15 protein-coding genes are annotated in these 17,301 nt (G+C 61.8%); 10 read left to right on the forward strand and 5 right to left on the reverse strand.

Annotated features, from left to right (window positions below):
- The first annotated feature begins 29 nt into the window (after positions 1–29).
- From VHX65_08615 to VHX65_08645, 7 genes are all read left to right on the forward strand, one after another.
- Positions 30–701, forward strand: a complete 672-nt coding sequence (locus tag VHX65_08615; protein HEX3998596.1) for a phosphoesterase — start codon at positions 30–32, stop codon at positions 699–701.
- A 126-nt stretch (positions 702–827) separates the two neighbouring features.
- A complete protein-coding gene (locus VHX65_08620) occupies positions 828–1,079 on the forward strand; it encodes a hypothetical protein (protein HEX3998597.1) in 252 nt (83 codons plus the stop codon).
- 231 nt (positions 1,080–1,310) lie between these two features.
- Positions 1,311–4,109 carry a type VI secretion system ATPase TssH gene (tssH, locus tag VHX65_08625; protein HEX3998598.1) on the forward strand — a complete coding sequence of 933 codons (2,799 nt, stop codon included), beginning with the start codon at positions 1,311–1,313 and terminating at the stop codon, positions 4,107–4,109.
- Positions 4,110–4,398: 289 nt separating this feature from the next.
- Positions 4,399–4,875 (forward strand): type VI secretion system tube protein Hcp, encoded by a 477-nt coding sequence (locus VHX65_08630; protein HEX3998599.1) that lies wholly within the window; start codon positions 4,399–4,401, stop codon positions 4,873–4,875.
- A gap of 439 nt (positions 4,876–5,314) precedes the next feature.
- Positions 5,315–6,289, forward strand: a complete 975-nt coding sequence (locus tag VHX65_08635) for a D-2-hydroxyacid dehydrogenase (protein ID HEX3998600.1) — start codon at positions 5,315–5,317, stop codon at positions 6,287–6,289.
- 300 nt (positions 6,290–6,589) lie between these two features.
- The gene (locus VHX65_08640) at positions 6,590–7,696 is read left to right on the forward strand and encodes a serine/threonine-protein kinase (GenBank protein HEX3998601.1); all 1,107 of its coding nucleotides are present in this window, start codon (positions 6,590–6,592) and stop codon (positions 7,694–7,696) included.
- A gap of 375 nt (positions 7,697–8,071) precedes the next feature.
- Positions 8,072–8,599, forward strand: coding sequence for a hypothetical protein (locus tag VHX65_08645; protein HEX3998602.1), 528 nt, complete (start codon positions 8,072–8,074; stop codon positions 8,597–8,599).
- 201 nt (positions 8,600–8,800) lie between these two features.
- Here the strand turns inward: VHX65_08645 and purE are convergent, their stop codons facing one another.
- Positions 8,801–9,292 (reverse strand): 5-(carboxyamino)imidazole ribonucleotide mutase, encoded by a 492-nt coding sequence (gene purE / locus VHX65_08650; protein ID HEX3998603.1) that lies wholly within the window; start codon positions 9,290–9,292, stop codon positions 8,801–8,803.
- Between the two features lie 133 nt (positions 9,293–9,425).
- Between purE and VHX65_08655 the strand changes: the two genes are divergently transcribed.
- Positions 9,426–10,490, forward strand: a complete 1,065-nt coding sequence (locus VHX65_08655) for an L-threonylcarbamoyladenylate synthase (GenBank protein HEX3998604.1) — start codon at positions 9,426–9,428, stop codon at positions 10,488–10,490.
- Between the two features lie 395 nt (positions 10,491–10,885).
- Positions 10,886–11,221: a hypothetical protein gene (locus VHX65_08660; protein HEX3998605.1), complete on the forward strand. Its 336-nt coding sequence runs from the start codon at positions 10,886–10,888 to the stop codon at positions 11,219–11,221.
- A 188-nt stretch (positions 11,222–11,409) separates the two neighbouring features.
- Here the strand turns inward: VHX65_08660 and VHX65_08665 are convergent, their stop codons facing one another.
- Positions 11,410–13,254, reverse strand: coding sequence for a DEAD/DEAH box helicase (locus VHX65_08665; GenBank protein ID HEX3998606.1), 1,845 nt, complete (start codon positions 13,252–13,254; stop codon positions 11,410–11,412).
- Positions 13,255–13,506: 252 nt separating this feature from the next.
- Entirely contained in the window at positions 13,507–14,145 is a 639-nt protein-coding gene (locus VHX65_08670) for a hypothetical protein (protein HEX3998607.1), read from the reverse strand.
- A 464-nt stretch (positions 14,146–14,609) separates the two neighbouring features.
- Here VHX65_08670 and VHX65_08675 point away from each other — a divergent pair, with 464 nt between their 5' ends.
- The gene (locus tag VHX65_08675; GenBank protein ID HEX3998608.1) at positions 14,610–15,044 is read left to right on the forward strand and encodes a hypothetical protein; all 435 of its coding nucleotides are present in this window, start codon (positions 14,610–14,612) and stop codon (positions 15,042–15,044) included.
- 123 nt (positions 15,045–15,167) lie between these two features.
- Here the strand turns inward: VHX65_08675 and VHX65_08680 are convergent, their stop codons facing one another.
- Positions 15,168–15,659, reverse strand: a complete 492-nt coding sequence (locus VHX65_08680) for a hypothetical protein (protein ID HEX3998609.1) — start codon at positions 15,657–15,659, stop codon at positions 15,168–15,170.
- Between the two features lie 165 nt (positions 15,660–15,824).
- Positions 15,825–17,153 carry an anion transporter gene (locus tag VHX65_08685; protein ID HEX3998610.1) on the reverse strand — a complete coding sequence of 443 codons (1,329 nt, stop codon included), beginning with the start codon at positions 17,151–17,153 and terminating at the stop codon, positions 15,825–15,827.
- Between the last annotated feature and the right edge of the window lie 148 nt (positions 17,154–17,301).

Here is a 17,301-nt window from a genome sequence, read left to right on the forward strand (position 1 = left end):
CTCCGACCATCTGCCATGGAGGCTTTTTCGTGCTGGAAGCGCAAACCGAACACGTGTTGGTCGTGCCCACGGAGTTGTTTCACCGGCTCGGGCATTTTCAGGGCTTCTCGCCCGATGTCGAGCGCTATCTTGCCGAACTGCTGAGCCCGGAGCACACCAGCTATCGGCCGCGGCCGGAGGTGGAGCAGAACCCGAGCTTCAAGCAGTTGATCCCCTACGTCATCTTTCGGCATCGCGATGCCGCAGGCCGCACGGCGCTGTTTCAGTACACGCGGGGCAGCGGCATGGGCGAGGCCCGGCTGCACAGCAAGCGAAGCGTCGGCGTCGGCGGGCATATCTCGGCCGACGATCGCACCAGCGACGCCGCGGCGCCCTATTTCGAAGGAATGCGCCGCGAATTGAGCGAAGAGGTGATCGTCGATTCGCCGTCGACCGAGCGATGCGTCGGGTTGATCAACGACGATGAGTCCCCCGTCGGCCAAGTCCATTTGGGCGTCGTGCATTTGGTCGACGTCGAGCGGCCGGCCGTCTTTCCGCGCGAGAGCGAAATCATCAAGGCCGGGTTCCGGCCGGTCGAGGAAATGCTGGCCGATCTGAGCCAATTCGAAACTTGGTCGCAGATTTGCCTGCGGGCACTGTTTTGGACCACCGACAATTTCGCGCATCGGCAGAGCCAATGGCGCCCAAACAATCAGCCGTAAGCAATACTTCAACGGGTTGCTAAGCAATGTGCCGGGCGCGGCTCCTTGCGTGCCGCTCGGCGAGCGTGGTAAACTCGCCCGCATGGCGCCGCAGGCGCAACATGTTCTTACGTGAGAGGATCGGTTATGAAACGCATTACATTATTGTTATCGCTCGGCCTGGGCATCTTGGTGGTTGCAGGCTGCAACGACGTGAAACGCAAGATCGTGGAAACGGGCCGAGGAACATTCGAGCACGCATTGAGCAAGACCGCTGGCGACGTCCAGGACAAAGCCGACGAAGGCGTCAACAAGGGCGAGGCGTCGGTCACCGGCGCCGATAAGAAGAACAAAGATCGCAACGCATTGAACGGCAAGGACGACGATTCGGATAAATAGCGCCGCTCGGCTGGCCGGGCTTCCAAGACCGCTTGCGCTGCAAGGGCGTGCCCCTTTAGCCCGAAGCGCTAGCAAGGACGAACCGCCGCAGAATCTCTTCCTCGCTAACGCTTCGGGCTAGTATGGCACGGACCGCGGCGCCGGCGACCCGCACCGCTGCGGCGCACGCGTCTGTTCGATGCTTTCGAACCATCAATTTCTAACTTCTCATCCCGTCAGGTGCGAATCGGCATGGCTGCAATCAATCTTAAGTCGCTCGTCGGAAAATTGAATCCCATCACCCGCCGCGCTTTGGAAGGAGCGGCCGGGCTCTGTCTTTCTCGCACCAACTACAACGTCGAAATCGAGCATTGGCTCCTCAAGCTGCTCGAGCCGGCCGACACCGACCTCACGCGCATTCTGAAGCACTACGATGTCGACACCTCGCGAGCCAATCGCGAATTGACCAAATCGCTCGACGGCCTGAAAACCGGCAACGCTCGGGCACCGGAACTTTCGCCCGAAATCGTCGATCTCTCGCGCGAAGCCTGGGTCACCGCGTCGCTGAAATATGGCAGCCCGATGATCCGCACCGGCCATCTGTTGGTGACATTGCTCAGCGACCGCAATCTATCCGGGCGGCTGCGATCGAGTTCGCCCGAGTTGGCAAAGATTCCTGCCGAACAATTGGAAAAGGATTTGGCTGCGCTCACGTCGGGCACGGCGGAAGAAGCCGAACTGGCCCGATCGCAACCGAGCGGCGCCGCGGCGCCAGCGGGCGGCGATGGCCGGCCGGTTGCGGCCGATTCCAAAACCCCGTCGCTCGATCAGTTCACCACCAATCTCACCGATCTGGCCCGCCGCAAGAAGATCGATCCGGTGCTCGGCCGCGATACGGAAGTTCGCCAGATCATCGACATCCTCACGCGCCGCCGGCAAAACAACCCGATTCTCACCGGCGAGGCGGGGGTCGGCAAGACGGCCGTCGTCGAAGGGTTCGCACTGAAGATCGCGGCCGGCGATGTGCCCGATGCCTTGAAAAACGTCACGCTGCGAACGCTCGACTTGGGCCTGTTGCAAGCCGGCGCGGGGGTCAAAGGGGAATTCGAGAATCGGCTCCGTTCGGTGATCGACGAAGTGAAGGCCTCGCCCACGCCGATCGTGATCTTCATCGACGAAGCGCACACGCTGATCGGCGCCGGCGGCGCGGCCGGGCAAGGCGATGCCGCCAACCTGCTCAAGCCCGCGCTCGCCCGCGGCGAGCTGCGCACGATCGCCGCCACCACCTGGGCCGAGTACAAGAAATACTTCGAAAAAGACGCCGCCCTCACGCGGCGATTCCAAGTCGTGAAAATCGAAGAGCCGGGCGAGGCAGCCGCGGTCGAAATGATGCGCGGCCTGGTCGATACGCTCGAAAAACATCACGGCGTGCGGATCTTGAACGAAGCGGTCGTCGAAGCCGTGCGGCTCTCGAATCGCTACATCTCCGGCCGGCAATTGCCCGACAAATCCGTCAGCCTCTTGGACACGGCTTGTGCCCGAGTGGCGATGAGCCATGCGGCCATTCCGCCGGCGATCGAAGATTTGCGCCGCCGCTATGAGCAACTCGGCGTGTCGATCGCCGTGCTGGAGCGGGAGAATGTCACCGGCGGCGATCACGCCGAGCAAGTCGCCGAACTCACCGAGCAGCGCGCCGAAGTGAAAACCGAACTCGATGCCTTGGAAAAGCGCTGGGAAAAAGAAAAGGAATTGGTGACGCAGATTCGCATAATCCGCGACCGCCTCGAAGGCCGGCCGCTCGTGGCTAAGCCGGCGATCAGCAAGCCGGCGATCAGCAAGCCGGACGCCGGAAAACCGGCCGCGGGCCCTGCCGGCGCCGCTGCGGGCGCGTCCAGCGGTGCCGCCACGGCGACGCTTGAAAAACCGGCGGCTAGCGCCGCGCCGCTAACGGCCGCCGAGCGCGAAAAGCTGCGCCACGAGCTCGATAGGCTCAATGCCGATTTGCACGAGATCCAAGGCGAAACGCCGCTGTTGCAGGTGTGCGTTGACGGCCAGGCTGTGGCCGATGTCGTCGCCGCCTGGACCGGCATCCCGGTCGGCCGCATGGTGTCGAATGAAATTCAGACCGTGCTGAATCTCAAGCAAAAGATGGAAGAGCGGATCATCGGCCAATCGCATGCCCTCGAAGCCATCGCCCAAAGCATCCGCACGTCGCGGGCCGGGCTGACGGATCCGCGCCGGCCTGTCGGCGTGTTCATGCTCGTCGGGCCCAGCGGCACCGGCAAAACGGAAACGGCCATCACGCTCGCCGAGTTGCTCTACGGCGGCGTGCAGAATATGACCGTCATCAACATGTCGGAATTCAAGGAAGAGCACAAAGTGTCGCTATTGATGGGCTCGCCGCCGGGCTACGTCGGCTATGGCGAGGGGGGCGTGCTCACTGAGGCGGTCCGCCGCCGGCCGTATAGCGTGGTGCTGTTGGATGAGTTGGAAAAATCGCATCCCGGCGTGCAGGAAATCTTTTATCAGGTGTTCGACAAGGGCCAGCTTCGCGACGGCGAAGGGCGCGACATCGATTTCAAGAACACCGTGATCCTGATGACCTCGAACGCGGCCACCGACACCGTGATGAAGCTCTGCGCCGATCCCGACACGATGCCCGACGCCGCCGGCCTGGCCGAGGCGCTGCGGCCGGAGCTATTGAAGGTGTTCAAGCCGGCGTTCTTGGGCCGAATCTCGATCATCCCCTATTTCCCGCTTTCCGACGAAGCCCTGCGCAACATCATCGAGCTGAAGCTCAAGCAGGTGCAGCGGCGGGTGGAAGACAACTACGACGCCGAGTTCAGCTATTCGCCCGACGTGGTGACGATGATCGCCGGGCGCTGCAAGGAAGTCGAAAGCGGGGCCCGCAATATCGACCACATCATTTCGCGCACGCTGCTGCCCGAGCTGTCGTCGGAATTTTTGAGCCGGATGGCCGAGGGCCGCTCGATCGGCGGCGTACACATCGGCGTCGACAAATCGGGCAATTTCGCCTACGAAATCGAATAAGTTTTTCGGCCGTTGAGAGAGTCAAGAACAAGCATTGTCTTGCGGCGGTTCGTCCCTCGCTAACGCTTCGGGCTAGTATGGCCAGCTTCGCGGCCAGCGCAGGAACCTCTAGCGTTCGCAACACTAGCCCGAAGCGTCAGCGAGGAAACCCCCGCCCCACGCGCCCGAAGCGTCAGCGAGGCGCAACACTAGCCCGAAGCGTCAGCGAGGAAGCCCCCGCCCCACGCGTTCATTGTCTTCGTCCATGTAGCCTCAAGCCTCAAGCCTTCAGCCTCAAGCCTATTGCCCCATGCCTACATTCCTGCAAATCCTCGATCTACCCGCCGGCACCTTCGAAGACAAGGGCTGGCTGCCGGTCAAGAGCATCAGCCAATCGGTGACCACCGAGGTCGGCAAATTCGAAGCGTCCGGCAAGGCTCGGCATGTTCCGTATTCCGAAGCCGGGGATGTGGAAGTCAAGCGTACGTTCGATCGCGGCTCGCTGTTCTTGCAATCGACGTGTTCCAGCGGCGAATTGCTCAAAGGCGTGAATCTCGTCTTCAGCCGCGCGGATGAAAAAGAGTTCTATTTGAAGATCGAGATGAAGAACGTCTACATCAGCGAATTCGGCGTCGACATTTCCGACGGCGAAGATCCGGAAGAGACGGTGAAATTCAATTACGAATCGGTGGTGTGGAAATTCCGCCCCAAAAACAAAGCCGGCAAACTGCTCGACTGGATGCAAGCCGGCTGGGACCGCTTCGAGCGCAAGCCCGTCACCGGCTGAGCGGCGCGACGAAGCAGGGAAACCACGAAATGCGCGAACGACGCGAATACGGCGAAGGCATTCGCCGGCTGTGCGAATTTCTTTCGCTGCCGCATCAATTCGCCGACAAGTCGGGACAGCCGTCGAGATCGAGCATTTCGGCGAGCTTTTTACGATCGGTTTCGTTGCTGAGAAAACGGACCGATCCGTCCGCACATCCTGCAAATGCACCGCTGGTATGGTCGCTTGATATTAGGCCCGCCGTTTACGGGGGGTTTCGCGGTTAGAGAATTCGTTGTCGCCGAGCCCCGAGCATGGCCCTACGGGGGGGAAATTTAATTGGTCTCCCGAGTACCCGGCATGAATGCCGGGCCTACGACCGCTTCGCTGGAAGCCCGGCGAACCGGGCTGAAACAGGCCTTTCAAATTCATTCATTCAATCGAATTATCAAAGTCGTCAATGCGAATCGTTCTCTGCTATCCGGTTGAACAGCGGCATGTCGCGCAGATTCAAGCCGCGGCGCCGGGGGCGGAAATTGTCGACGCCGGCCAACAGCGCGTGGCCGAGGAATTGCCGGCCGCCGATCTTTTTTGCGGGCATGCGAAAGTGCCGGTGCCGTGGGACGAGGTCGTGCGCGGCCGTCGGTTGCGGTGGATTCAATCGTCGGCCGCGGGGTTGGACCATTGCCTCGTGCCGTCGGTGGTCGAATCGGAGATCATCGTGACCAGTGCCTCGGGCGTGTTGGCCGATCAGGTGGCGGAGCACACCGTGGCCCTGCTCACCGGCCTGTTGCGGAGCCTGCCGGTCTTTTTTCGAGCCCAGCAAAAGAAGGAATACATTCGCCGGCCGACCAGCGATCTGCACGGCAAGACGATCGGCATCGTCGGCTTGGGAGGCGTTGGCCGGCGCGTGGCGGAAGTGCTCGCGCCGTTCAAGACGCGGATTCTGGCGACCGACATGTTCCCGGTCGACCGGCCGCCGCATGTGGAATCGCTGTGGCCCGCCGATCGACTGCACGATCTGTTGCGGCTGGTCGACGTGTTGATTCTGAGCGTGCCGCTGACGGACCAGACGCGATGGATGATCGACGCCCGCCGGCTGGCGATGCTGAAGCCCGGCGCGGTGCTGATGAATGTCGCGCGGGGGCAATTGATTGTCGAGGCCGATTTGGTGGGGGCGCTGGATTCGGGGCATTTGAGCGGGGCGGGATTGGATGTCGCCGCGGAAGAGCCGTTGCCTGCCGCGAGCCGGCTGTGGGATTTGCCGAATGTGATCGTCACGCCGCACGTCGGCGGGCAGAGCGCGCGGCGCATCGACGACATGACCGATTTCTTCTGCGAGAATTTGCGGCGCTATCAATCCGGCGAACCGTTGTTAAACTTAGTGGACAAGCGGCTGGGCTTCCCGGTGCGAAACGCTGCGGGGAAAGAGTGAGTCGCACGAAGGCAGTCCGTAAGTCGGGATCCGTGAGCGGCAAGGCGCTAGCCCGCCGGTCGAATGCGGCGCAACGGTCGAAGAACCGGCGGCCAAGCGCCTTGCCGCTCACTATCCACACGTCGCCCGATCCGGCACACAATCGGCGCGCAGTCAATCGCCCACCGCAATTGCAAGGAATGCGGGTTGCCGCTTGATTGACGGCCTTTACCGCTCAAAGGGCGTGTGCCTAAGATAGAACCTCTGTCAACGGAAGGACGATCGGCACGGACACCCCAGGCCAAGCCGAATTTGCACGCCATGAACAACACGACCACATTCCAAGACGGCAAGGCGACGCTGACCTTCGGCGGCCAATTGGCCAAGCGCTGTCCCGACGAATTGCTCGCCCGCTACACGTCGCTGGTCGAAGATCAGCGGATGAATTGGACCGAGCATCATCGGCTGCTGCGGCTGCTCGGATCCGGGGGCCAGGGGGTCGTGTATCTTTCGCAGCGCCGCGGCACGGATGGATTCACGCTGCCGGTGGCGCTCAAGATTTTTTCGCCCGAACGCTACGAAGACGCCCGTGCCTATGATGAAGCGATGGGGCGGATCGCTCGCGTCGCGGCCCGGGTCGCGCAGATCCAGCAAGACAACCTGCTCGACGTGCACAACTTCGTCGATCGCAGCCGCATCCGGCTCATGGAAATGGAATGGATCGACGGCTACGATCTGAGCCGATTGCTGACGCACAGCATGCTCGATCGCTTCCGCGATCGGATGACGCCGCATCGCTGGGAATATTTGAACAACGTGATCGTGACGGCGGGGCCCTCGCAGCCGCGGCTCAAGCCGGGCATCGCCGTGGCGATCGTGCGCGAATGCCTGGCGGCGCTCGCGGCGCTGCATCGCGAAGACATCGTGCATGGCGATGTGAAGCCGTCGAACATCATGCTCAAGCGGACAGGCAATGCCAAGATCGTCGACATCGGGTCGGCGTTTGCCCTGGATGCGGTGCCGCCGCAGCGCACCTGCACGCCGGTCTACACCGCGCCGGAAGTGCTCGAAGGGGGCGACTACACGCCGCGATCCGACCTCGCCAGCTTGGGCTATGTGCTGATCGAAATGCTCTCGGGCCGGCCGCCGTTCGCCGGGCTGACGAGCTATCGCGAGTTGCTCGAAGCGAAGCGATTCTTGGCCCAGCGATTGCCGCTGATTTTGCCGCAAGAAGTCGTGTGCAACGAATTGCTGATGAACTTCTGCCGCACGTTGATCGCGCCCGACCCGATGCGTCGCTACCCGACGGCCGAGGCGGCCGACCTGGTGAAAGATGGGGCGGCTGCGTTCCATCGGCAGCTCATCGTCGGCGGGCTGGCCAGCGAATATGAAAACGAAATTCGCTTGTGGCTGGAGGAATTGGATTAGAATAAAGGTTGCGGGTGCGTGGGTCGGAGGCCGGTTGGTGCATCTTTTCGGAATGTCTCATCTATAGCGTCGCGGTAAGTGAGGGCTGGGCATCTCCTCCGGGGCGCAAGTCCAGGGAAGGCGCCAGCCGAATTCCGCAATTGGCAGTGAGGTTGCCAGTCTTCCCTGGGCCGGATCCGGCCGAAAATTCCTCCATCGCAATTCGCTTCGGCAACCCCCAATGAAAAACCCTCATCCCCGCAAGATGATGATGTAGATTTGTCCTATAATGCGCTCGTGGCAGCCGTGTTTTTAGCGCCGTTTTCCGCGTGGAGCCGAGTGTCGGCATCCCCGCGTTTCCCGAATATTTGGTCCCTTCGTGGGGAGTACGCGACGATGAAACGTGCTTTGCTGATCAGCGGAATGTTGGGGTTGATGCTGATGCTCGGCTGTTGGAAGAAGGCCGAATCCGGGCCGAGCGCGCCGGGATGGTCGGGCTTTAATCCCGACAACGGCAAATTCACCGTCGCCATGCCAGGCACGCCTACGGAAACGCCGCTCGGCACGAACGGCAAGATGTGGACTTCAAGCTCCGACGGCATGACGTATAGCGTGAGCTACCAGGAACTGCAACTTCCGCCCGGCACCTCCGACACGGATCAGGCCGAGCAACAGCTAGATGCCGAAGAAGAAACGTATCTCACGCTGCAAGAGGGCAAGCACACGGGCGACCGAAAGCCGCTGATCGTCGGCGGAGTGCCGGGCCGCGAGGTGGATATCGACATCGACGGCAAAACGATTCGCCGCGTGCGCATGGCGCTCGCAGGCAACCGGCTCTACATGATCGAAGTGAGCGGCCCGAAAGACAAAGTGAACGCTGCCGACACCGACGCGTTTCTGGATTCGTTCCGGGTAGGAAAATAGGCTGGTAGCAGGCTGCAGGCTGCAGGTGCGAAGACCGGCCGCCGCCACCGGTTGACGCCCGGTCCAGCGCTGTGGACAAATCGCTTCGGAATGCGGCCTCGCGGTTCTCGCTAACGCTTCGGGGCAGCTAGTGTCCCAAAACACTAGGGGCGAAGCGGCAGCGGGAGACGCCCCGCGGCAGGACATTGCATCGAGATGGTTCTATTCGAGCCGCTCTGCTTCGATTTTCGCCGCTTGCTGGGCGCGGAATTGGCGCAGTTTGTCACGCAGCTCGGGGCGCGAGTTGCCGAGAATCGCAACGGCCAGTAGCGCCGCATTGACGGCCCCTGGCTTGCCGATGGCGAGCGTGCCGACTGGAATTCCGCCCGGCATTTGCACCGTGGAAAGAAGTGAATCCAAGCCCTTTAGCGAGGCGCTTTCCATCGGCACGCCGAGCACCGGCAAGACCGTATGCGCCGCCACGACGCCGGCCAGATGTGCCGCCCCTCCCGCCGCTGCAATCATCACCTCGGCCCCGCGTTCTTCTGCCCCCGCGACCAAATCGGCCACGAGCTTCGGCGTGCGATGTGCCGAGGCAACCCGGCATTCGCAGGGCACGTCGAATTGCCGAAGTGTCTCGGCCGAATGGCGCATGACCTCCCAATCCGATTTGCTTCCCATCATAATCAGTACCAGCGGCACCGTGTTTTCCATGGTCTTGGCCCTGTTGCAACTTCAGATTTCGGGTGTTTGAAAACGGACTGACGAAACGGCGATTGTAACCGGCTTGGCAATCGCTCCCCAGTCCCCAATGCCACACTTCCCAGCGACGCAGCCAAGCATGTCGATGGCGTCATCAACGAGCATTTACCGCCTTGAACCGTCGAGCATCGCCGATGCTGCGTCGGTCGCTGCGCTACGCCACGCGGCCGAGGTGGTGCGACGCGGCGGACTGGTCGCGTTCCCGACCGAGACCGTTTACGGATTGGGAGCGAATGCGTTGGACCCGGCGGCGGTTGCACGCATTTTCACGGCCAAGGGCAGGCCCGCGAACAATCCGCTGATCGTGCATGTGGACCGAATCGATCGGGCCCGGCAGCTTGCCGCGCACTGGCCGGAAACCGCCGAACGACTGGCCGCCGAATTTTGGCCCGGGCCGCTGACGCTGGTGGTGCCGCGAGCAGCAATCGTGCCGGCGATCGTTACGGCCGGGGCCGCGACCGTGGCTTTGCGAATTCCCGCGCATCCGGTTGCGAGAGCATTGCTGGAGGCGGCAAATCGACCGATCGCGGCCCCAAGTGCGAATCGGAGCAATCAGGTTTCTCCGACCACGGGCGAGCATGTCATCCGCGGTTTGTGTGCGGCGACCGATAATCTTGTCGATGTTTTGCTCGACGGCGGAGCGGCCAGCGGCGGATTGGAATCGACTGTGCTCGACCTGTCGACCGATCCGCCGCGATTGCTTCGGCCAGGATTGGTATGGCCGAGCGAAATCGAACGCGTGATCGGCCCGATCAATTGCCCGGAATTCGCGATCGCCGATTCGGCGGCGGCGTTGCCGTCTCCCGGCACCCAGCCACGGCATTACGCGCCGCGCGCACCGATGGAATGCCATCCGTCGCCAAACCGGTCGCGGCTGGAAGACTTGACTCGGGAGGGACGCCGGACCGGCTGGCTAACGCTGAATAGCGACACGCGCGACGTGCCGGGGGGAGCGGTTGTCGTGAAAATGCCACGCGATCCCGTCGCTTATGCGGCGCGGCTTTACGCCGCTTTGCACGAACTCGACGCCGCGGGGGTCGAGCGAATCCTCGTCGACCTGCCCCCGCCGGGGGAAGAATGGCAGGCCGTTCGCGACCGCCTCCGCCGCGGCGCGACAATCACAATTACGAACACTAGCCCGAAGCGTTAGCGCGGCGGCGGAGCAAGCGGGCCTTGCATTCTGTCTTGCGTTCGAGCCTTGGAAGCGTCGAAACGATTCCGTCTGATCGCACTGCCCTCAAGTCCCTAAATCCTTGAGAAACTTCGAACCTTCCGCTAGCGGAAAATTTTCTCGCCAAGTCCGTCGTTTTGGGCTATGTTTCCAATACGGCCGGTGCAGCGATCGACGTTGCAGGGCTCACAGGGGATTGCCGCCCTTCGACGGCTGCGTTCGCGGCCACGGCGTCGTATCTCGATCGGTTTTCCATCGCGATTTTTTCGAGCAAACCGCCGTTGGCGCATGCCATTGCGGCCGGGTGTGTTCGTTGGCGCGGCGCGGCTTCGGGCGGATTTTCCAGCGTTCGTCAAACACCATGAGGTCGCTCGATGAATTGTCATGATCTGGCCGAGGCGATCGAGCGATATCAACCCACGGCGCCGGCTCGCGATGTGGCGCGGCTTTGCCTGCTGTTGACGAATTCGATCGACAATCTCGACACCTTGCAAGACGACAGCCGACTGTCCAACGCCTGGCAAGAGATGGGCCTCCGGCTGCAAGCTGCGACCGATCAACACGCCGCGATGACCGAGGAACTCGAGCAACTGGCCCAAACCGACATCAAAACATTCACGGCCGAGCAGATCTGGGTGCTGATCCGGGCCATCAAAGTGCAGAGCCAGATCTTGCAACTCTATTTGGGGCGATCGCCGCTCGAGGTCTAACCGGGGGGCGGCGGCGCGGAAAGGGGCAATGGGGGGCGAAGCCCAGGGAAGGCCTGGAGGGGGCGCGGAAAGTGGCAACGGGGGGGCGAAGCCCAGGGAAGGCCTGGAGGGCGGGTTGCAGTGGACGACGCGGGGTGGGCCTTCCCTGGGCTTGGGTTGCGTTCTTTCTGATCTCTCTGACCCCTGATTCACGCGGCCATGCGGATGGGGCCGTGGGGCGAACGCAGTTTGAACAGGCCGAAGATTTCTTGCTGCGTGAGACCGAGATGCGCTTGCGGCATCGCGTCGGAAAAAATCGTGTCGAACAGGGCGCGCTTCTCTTCCAGGATCTCGTGGATTCGCTGCTCGATCGTGTCGAGCATGAGGAATCGCGACACGGTAACGGGCCCGGCCGCCCCGATGCGGTGGGCACGGTTGATCGCCTGGTCTTCGACGGCCGGGTTCCACCAGCGATCGAAGAGAAACACATATTCGGCGAACTGCAAGTTCAGCCCGACGCCGCCGGCGCCGTAGCTCATCAACAGCACTCGCCGTCGCGGGTCGTCGCGGAATTGGTTGATGATGGCATCGCGCTTTTTGGACGGGATCTGGCCGTGGTATTCGAGCGTTCCGAATCGCCGCAACTGCCGGCTGAGCGCCGAAAGCGTTCCCACCCACTGGCTGAATACAATCGCTTTCTTGCCGCTGGTGGCGATTTCTTCCAAGTCGGCATCGAGGCGTTCTAGTTTGGCGCTTTCGGAGGTGGCCGGGTCGAAATTGCAGATTTGCTTGAGCCGCACGATCAGTTCGAACACATGCTGGATCGTCGCCGAGCGCCCCATTTCCGCGAGCCGCAGCACGCCCTCGTCTTCCGCTAACTGGTAGGAGTAGCGTTGCTCGGGGGTCAGTTCCAAATCGGCGTCGCGAAAAAGCTTCGGCGGCAGATCGGCAAGCACTTTGTCTTTCGTGCGCCGCAAAACGAAATCGCTTGCCGCCCGGCCCATGCTTCGCGGTTTCATATCGGAAGAAAGATGTCCCGGGGCGACGAATTCGAAAATCCCGACTAAATCTTCAGGGCTGTTTTCGACCGGCGTGCCGGTCAGGGCCCAACTTCGGGTGCGTGAAATCGACCGCACCACCTGGCTTGTGGCCCCATTTCGATTTTTGATCCGCTGCGATTCGTCGAGCACTACCAAGTCGAAACGCATTGCCGGATCGGCAATCATCCGCCGATCGCGGTTCAAAAGTTCGTAGTTGGCAATCTTCACCGGCACATCGGGCAACTGCCATTGCCATTGTCGCTTGGCCTGGTCGCCTTCGATGGCCGTCAGCGGCACTTCCGGCGCCCACAGCGCAAATTCGCGCTGCCAGTTGGTCACCAGCGGCTTGGGGCACACGAGCAGCACGCGCTCGATCTGCCGCGAATGCAGCAGCAGGCGGATTGCAGTGATGGCCTGCATCGTCTTGCCGAGCCCCATTTCGTCGGCCAAGACGGCCGCGATTCGCGGGTAGAGGAATGCCACACCCTCGAATTGATAGGGGAACGGCACAAACGGAAACTCGAGCGAACTGCCCGCGAGCTGCGTTTCCAGCGGTGGCTGCAACACATAAAACAGCCGATCCTCTAGCTTGACCACGTCGCGCGGGGGCTTGATGCGGGTGACGGTTTTTTTCGCATCGGTTGCGGGCGATGGCGCCGTTTGCGCGATTGCCGTCGCCGCTTTAATTTCGTCCGATTCCGATTTGGCGATCAGCCCATCGACGGCAATGTTTCCTGGTGTGGCCTCGGATTCCTTCTCGACTGCTCTATCGAACCGAAAACTGGCGACTTTCGCAAACGTGCGCGCAATTGGAACCGACATAAGTTCCACTTGCCCCGCCGCGACGCACATCCCGATCGACTCGGGCGATAAGCCCGAAATCAGCTCGGTAAGAGATCGCGAGGCAATTGCCAGCGTTGTTGCCGGAAGCGCAACAGAAACTACTTCGACATTTCCCGAGGACTGCCAACTCCGTTCGATGGCTGCTCCGGCGGCTTGGTCGCGATCCGGCATTTCCAGTTCCCTCCGTGTGCCAGTAGCAATCGTGTGCCACTGGCCAGCGCAGTCGGCCAGTGGCGGGGCTAGTTGATGTTGATTCGCACGTTTGATCCGGCCGGCTGCACGAATTTGGGTGCCGGGCTTAACTCGCACACACACTGGCAGACGGTGCTTGCCAGTGGCACACACACTGGCAGACGATGCTTGCCAGTGGCACACACGCCGGCGACCGTGCTTGCCAGTGGCACACTCCTCGCTCACGCTTTTCTACCGGCCGACGCGTTGGGCTTCTTCGATGGCTTCCCGGATGCGGTCGAATGGCTCCGCAAGGTCGAACGATTCGCTAAGCTCGGCCAGCCGCTCCTGGATCATCGCTCGATCGGAATCGCGATCCGGCGAAACCGACAAGCGGTTTCGGCCAAACATAAACAGTGGGAACGGCGCGCCACCGGCAGCCATCGACGGCTCGTGCGCCGCGTCGATGCGATAATCCGCGGCGTTCGTGTCCGCCGATCGTGGTGAGCTTAAATCGGAATTGTGCCGATCGTCCGGCTGATTCTGTTCGGCCGGCGAATTATTCGGGAGCAACACAAGCGCCAACGGAACGTCGACCATCGTGCGCACCGCTAAGGCTGGCGGCCGATCGGTAAAAATCACCAGCGGCGCCAGCGAGGATTTGCTCACCAGCGCATGCCCGATCTGTTCGCCGTAGAGATACGGTTCCAGCGTCGGCCCGTAAAGAATTTGCTGAGCACGGTTCGGTTTTAGGGGCGCGGTGCAATGAAATTCAAGCGGGCGTCCGGTAGTGTTCAGAACGAGGTAGCCTCCCATTAATCCATGTTGGCTGTGATCCAGCACGGTCAAAAATCCGACGGCAGTAGGCGATTTCCGCTGGCCGGTTGCCATCCACGGGTTCCTCTGGGGTGCGATTTCAAGAATTGCTGTGGAACGGACACTCGTGCGAAGAATGCGATTGCGCGGATTCTGAGGGTGTGGATCGCTCGGGCCGCTCGCCGGTCTAATCGCCGTCCGACCGCTTTGAAGGGGTGGGGCGTGTCGGCTGGCATGGCTGTGCGCTGCGACTCACAAAACAGCCATCGGGCGCGGCGGCAAAGCGACTTTAGAGGCAGGCCGACGCCGTGGCAAAGACGATCGCGGCGGGGCGGTTTGGAAAAGCCCGACCGACAATTCGGCCTTGCTATCGTCGTTAAGGTTTGACATTCCCGATGCCCGAAGAACCGCTTGCGAAGTAATAGCATTCCCTGCAGGCTTCGATTACACTAGGGAATCGGCGGTCGTTTCTACGAATGGATGCATCCAGACAGAAAGCGAGATCGGCGAAAATGGCGCACGACTCTCATGCCTCGCCTTTGTTCACGCAAGTTGACATCAGTCCGGCATCGCAACCCGCAATGGCGGCCCTGTGCGCCGCTGATGAGCAGACGCGGCTGTTGCGCGATCTTGTGGCCTCGCAAGACCGGCAGAATGAGTTGCTCGAGGAGCTGGTTTCGCAGCTCAGCGCGGCGCAGCGGCAGCGGAACACCGAACTGGGTCAATGGAAGCAAGCCAATCCCCGGCTGGCGCGGAGTTGCCGGCTGGCGGCCGATGCGTTGAGCAAAGTGCAGACGCAGTTTCTCGAATCGCTGACGGCCGAGGTCAATGAGAATGCCGAAGAATTGCTCGACGGCGAATTTCTGTTGAATGAATTCGTCGATCGTTTCGGCCCGCGGCTGGCCCACTTGAATGGCGTGATTCAAGTCTTGGCGCAGCTTAGCAGCGCACCAAATCCGGCCAATAATTCGTAAGCGGCTGGCGGGTACGCCGAAAAATCTTCGAGGCGCGAAACCGCAAGCGCGCTTCGATTGCCGCTCGGCTTGCCAGCGCGCTTGCGGTTTCGCGCATTCGCCAGCTACCGAACTGAAATCTCGCTACCGCTCCGGCGCCGATTCCTGGGCGACAAGTTCCAGGTTCGCCTGATAAAACTGCACGGCCTCGGTCGGATTGAGATTCTGGATCGAACGGCCTTCGGTCCACCAGCGGCGGCGGTCGTAGTTGAACACGGCCGTGGCGGCGCGCAGGTTGGCAACATTCTCGTTGTCTTCCATACCGCCCCCCTCGATCGCTTCGAAGCCGATCGTCACGGCGACAAACGCCGAAAGCTGGCCGCTGCGACGATCACGGGCGTAGGTCACGTCATCTTCGAAATTGCAATCGGCCCAACGCAGCCCGCGCGGCTTTCCGCATGCCGCGGCCCGTTGAATGAATCGGGCTTCGAGATATTCTCGCTGGCGATGAAACTCGCGCCGCGCCCGCGCCAACTGCCGCTCGCGGTGCGCTGCCCGCAACGGCCGCCATACCGCAATTGCCACAAACGCGCAGGCCAATAGGCCTACGGCCGAGATCCACAAGATTGCATCCATGAAACCACCAGCGCCTCGTCGCCGTCGCCCAGTGAGAACGCACTAATTGTAGTGCCCGGACGTGGGAAATGGCAAGCAACGGGCTTTCGGATTCTCAGCGGCATGCATCTTGCGACCCGGGCGAGTGGACGCCTGCTCGCGCGGGGGCGAATTCAGGGGCTCATTTCAGTAGCGGACGAACTCGAGCCACGCAATGCCCAGCGCCAGGGTGAGCACTGTGGTCGGCAGCCCGACTTTGCAATATTCCCAGAAAGAGATGTGTAGCCCCTCGCGTCGAGCGCTTTCGACGACGATCAGATTCGCCACCGAACCGAGCACTGTCAGATTGCCGGCAAATGTGCTCGACATCGCCAGGGCCAGCCACGCCGTCTCCCGGCCGGCTTCCGGAACGGCCTTCATCATCGGCTGCATCAGAAGCACCGCGGGCACGTTGCTCACCAGATTCGACAATCCGGCCGACACAAGACTCAACAAATCCACCGGCCGGCGGAGCAGCCAACTCCAGCCGTCGATCCCCCAACTTGCCACGACATGCACCTGAAAGGCATGAACGACGATAAACAACCCGGTGAACATGACCAGCAATCCCCAATCGATCTTCCGGTATACCTGTTCCGGTTCGATCCGGCCGAAGAGCATCACGGCCGCGGCCCCGAGCGCGACCATCTCCAGCGGCAAACCGGTAAAGAAGAGCACGACCGCCGCCAGCGTTACCACGACGCTCTTCCGTTGCAGCCAGCGGCGCTCGCGCTGGTCGGTGGGCGAATCCGGGTCGAGTTCGTCGTCGGCAAGGAGTTCCGCCGCCGGGCCCTTGCCGGCGACCGCACCGTTCTCCGGCGGGCCTTGGACCGCCGGCCGCATCCCCGCCCGCAAGCTCCGCCGATAGACCACCGCGATCACGAGAAAATCCAACACCAAACCGATCAAGGCGACCGGCAGCAATCGCTCCGTGAAGCGCAGATACGAAATTCCAGAGTGCGAACCGATGAAAATGTTTTGCGGATTCCCCGTGATCGTGCCGGTCGAGCCGATATTCGCCGCGGTGGCCAGTGCCACCAGATGCGGCACTGGGTCGAATCGCAGCCGCCGCGCGAGATGCAGCACCAGCGGCGTCAGCGTGAGGCAAACGATGTCGTTAATCAAAAACGCCGACAGGACGCCCGTGAGCAGCACCGTCGCGGCCAACAGCCCCATTGGCGTGCTGATGTGCCCCAGCGCGGTCGCCGCGAGCCGCTGAAAAAAGCCAGAAAGCCGCAAGGACCCGATGACGATCATCATGCCAAACAGCAGCGCCAGCGTTTTGTAGTCGATCGAATCGGTGGCCACCGCCTGAGAAAGCGAAAGCATGCCGGTAATCAGCATCAAGATCGCGCCCACCAGCGCGATCCCCGCTCGATCCAGCCGCAGCCCGGGCACTTTGCCGATCGCCAAGCCGATGTACGTCAGCGCGAAGAGGGCGGTGGTGATATAGGGAGCGGCGCCGTGGTTGAACATCAATCCCTCGTATCAGGTTCGGCAGGCGCGCAAAGGTTGTTCCGCGGCATGTGGATCCCGGTGCATGCAACGCCAGAATGGGTCGGCGCCCGCCAGTTTCCGGCAGCGCGGCCGGTGCCGGCCCGGACGATCGGCTAATCCTCGTCGC

It is taken from the genome of Pirellulales bacterium, from assembly GCA_036267355.1.
In the GTDB taxonomy this organism is placed as follows: Bacteria; Planctomycetota; Planctomycetia; order Pirellulales; family DATAWG01; genus DATAWG01.

Coding starts and splice junctions, on each gene's coding strand:
- VHX65_08620 (HEX3998597.1), top strand. CDS start 828: ATGAAACGCATTACATTATTGTTATCGCTCGGCCTGGGCATCTTGGTG.
- tssH (HEX3998598.1), top strand. CDS start 1,311: ATGGCTGCAATCAATCTTAAGTCGCTCGTCGGAAAATTGAATCCCATC.
- VHX65_08630 (HEX3998599.1), top strand. CDS start 4,399: ATGCCTACATTCCTGCAAATCCTCGATCTACCCGCCGGCACCTTCGAA.
- VHX65_08635 (HEX3998600.1), top strand. CDS start 5,315: ATGCGAATCGTTCTCTGCTATCCGGTTGAACAGCGGCATGTCGCGCAG.
- VHX65_08640 (HEX3998601.1), top strand. CDS start 6,590: ATGAACAACACGACCACATTCCAAGACGGCAAGGCGACGCTGACCTTC.
- VHX65_08645 (HEX3998602.1), top strand. CDS start 8,072: ATGAAACGTGCTTTGCTGATCAGCGGAATGTTGGGGTTGATGCTGATG.
- purE (HEX3998603.1), bottom strand. CDS start 9,292: ATGGAAAACACGGTGCCGCTGGTACTGATTATGATGGGAAGCAAATCG.
- VHX65_08655 (HEX3998604.1), top strand. CDS start 9,426: ATGGCGTCATCAACGAGCATTTACCGCCTTGAACCGTCGAGCATCGCC.
- VHX65_08660 (HEX3998605.1), top strand. CDS start 10,886: ATGAATTGTCATGATCTGGCCGAGGCGATCGAGCGATATCAACCCACG.
- VHX65_08665 (HEX3998606.1), bottom strand. CDS start 13,254: ATGCCGGATCGCGACCAAGCCGCCGGAGCAGCCATCGAACGGAGTTGG.
- VHX65_08670 (HEX3998607.1), bottom strand. CDS start 14,145: ATGGCAACCGGCCAGCGGAAATCGCCTACTGCCGTCGGATTTTTGACC.
- VHX65_08680 (HEX3998609.1), bottom strand. CDS start 15,659: ATGGATGCAATCTTGTGGATCTCGGCCGTAGGCCTATTGGCCTGCGCG.
- VHX65_08685 (HEX3998610.1), bottom strand. CDS start 17,153: ATGTTCAACCACGGCGCCGCTCCCTATATCACCACCGCCCTCTTCGCG.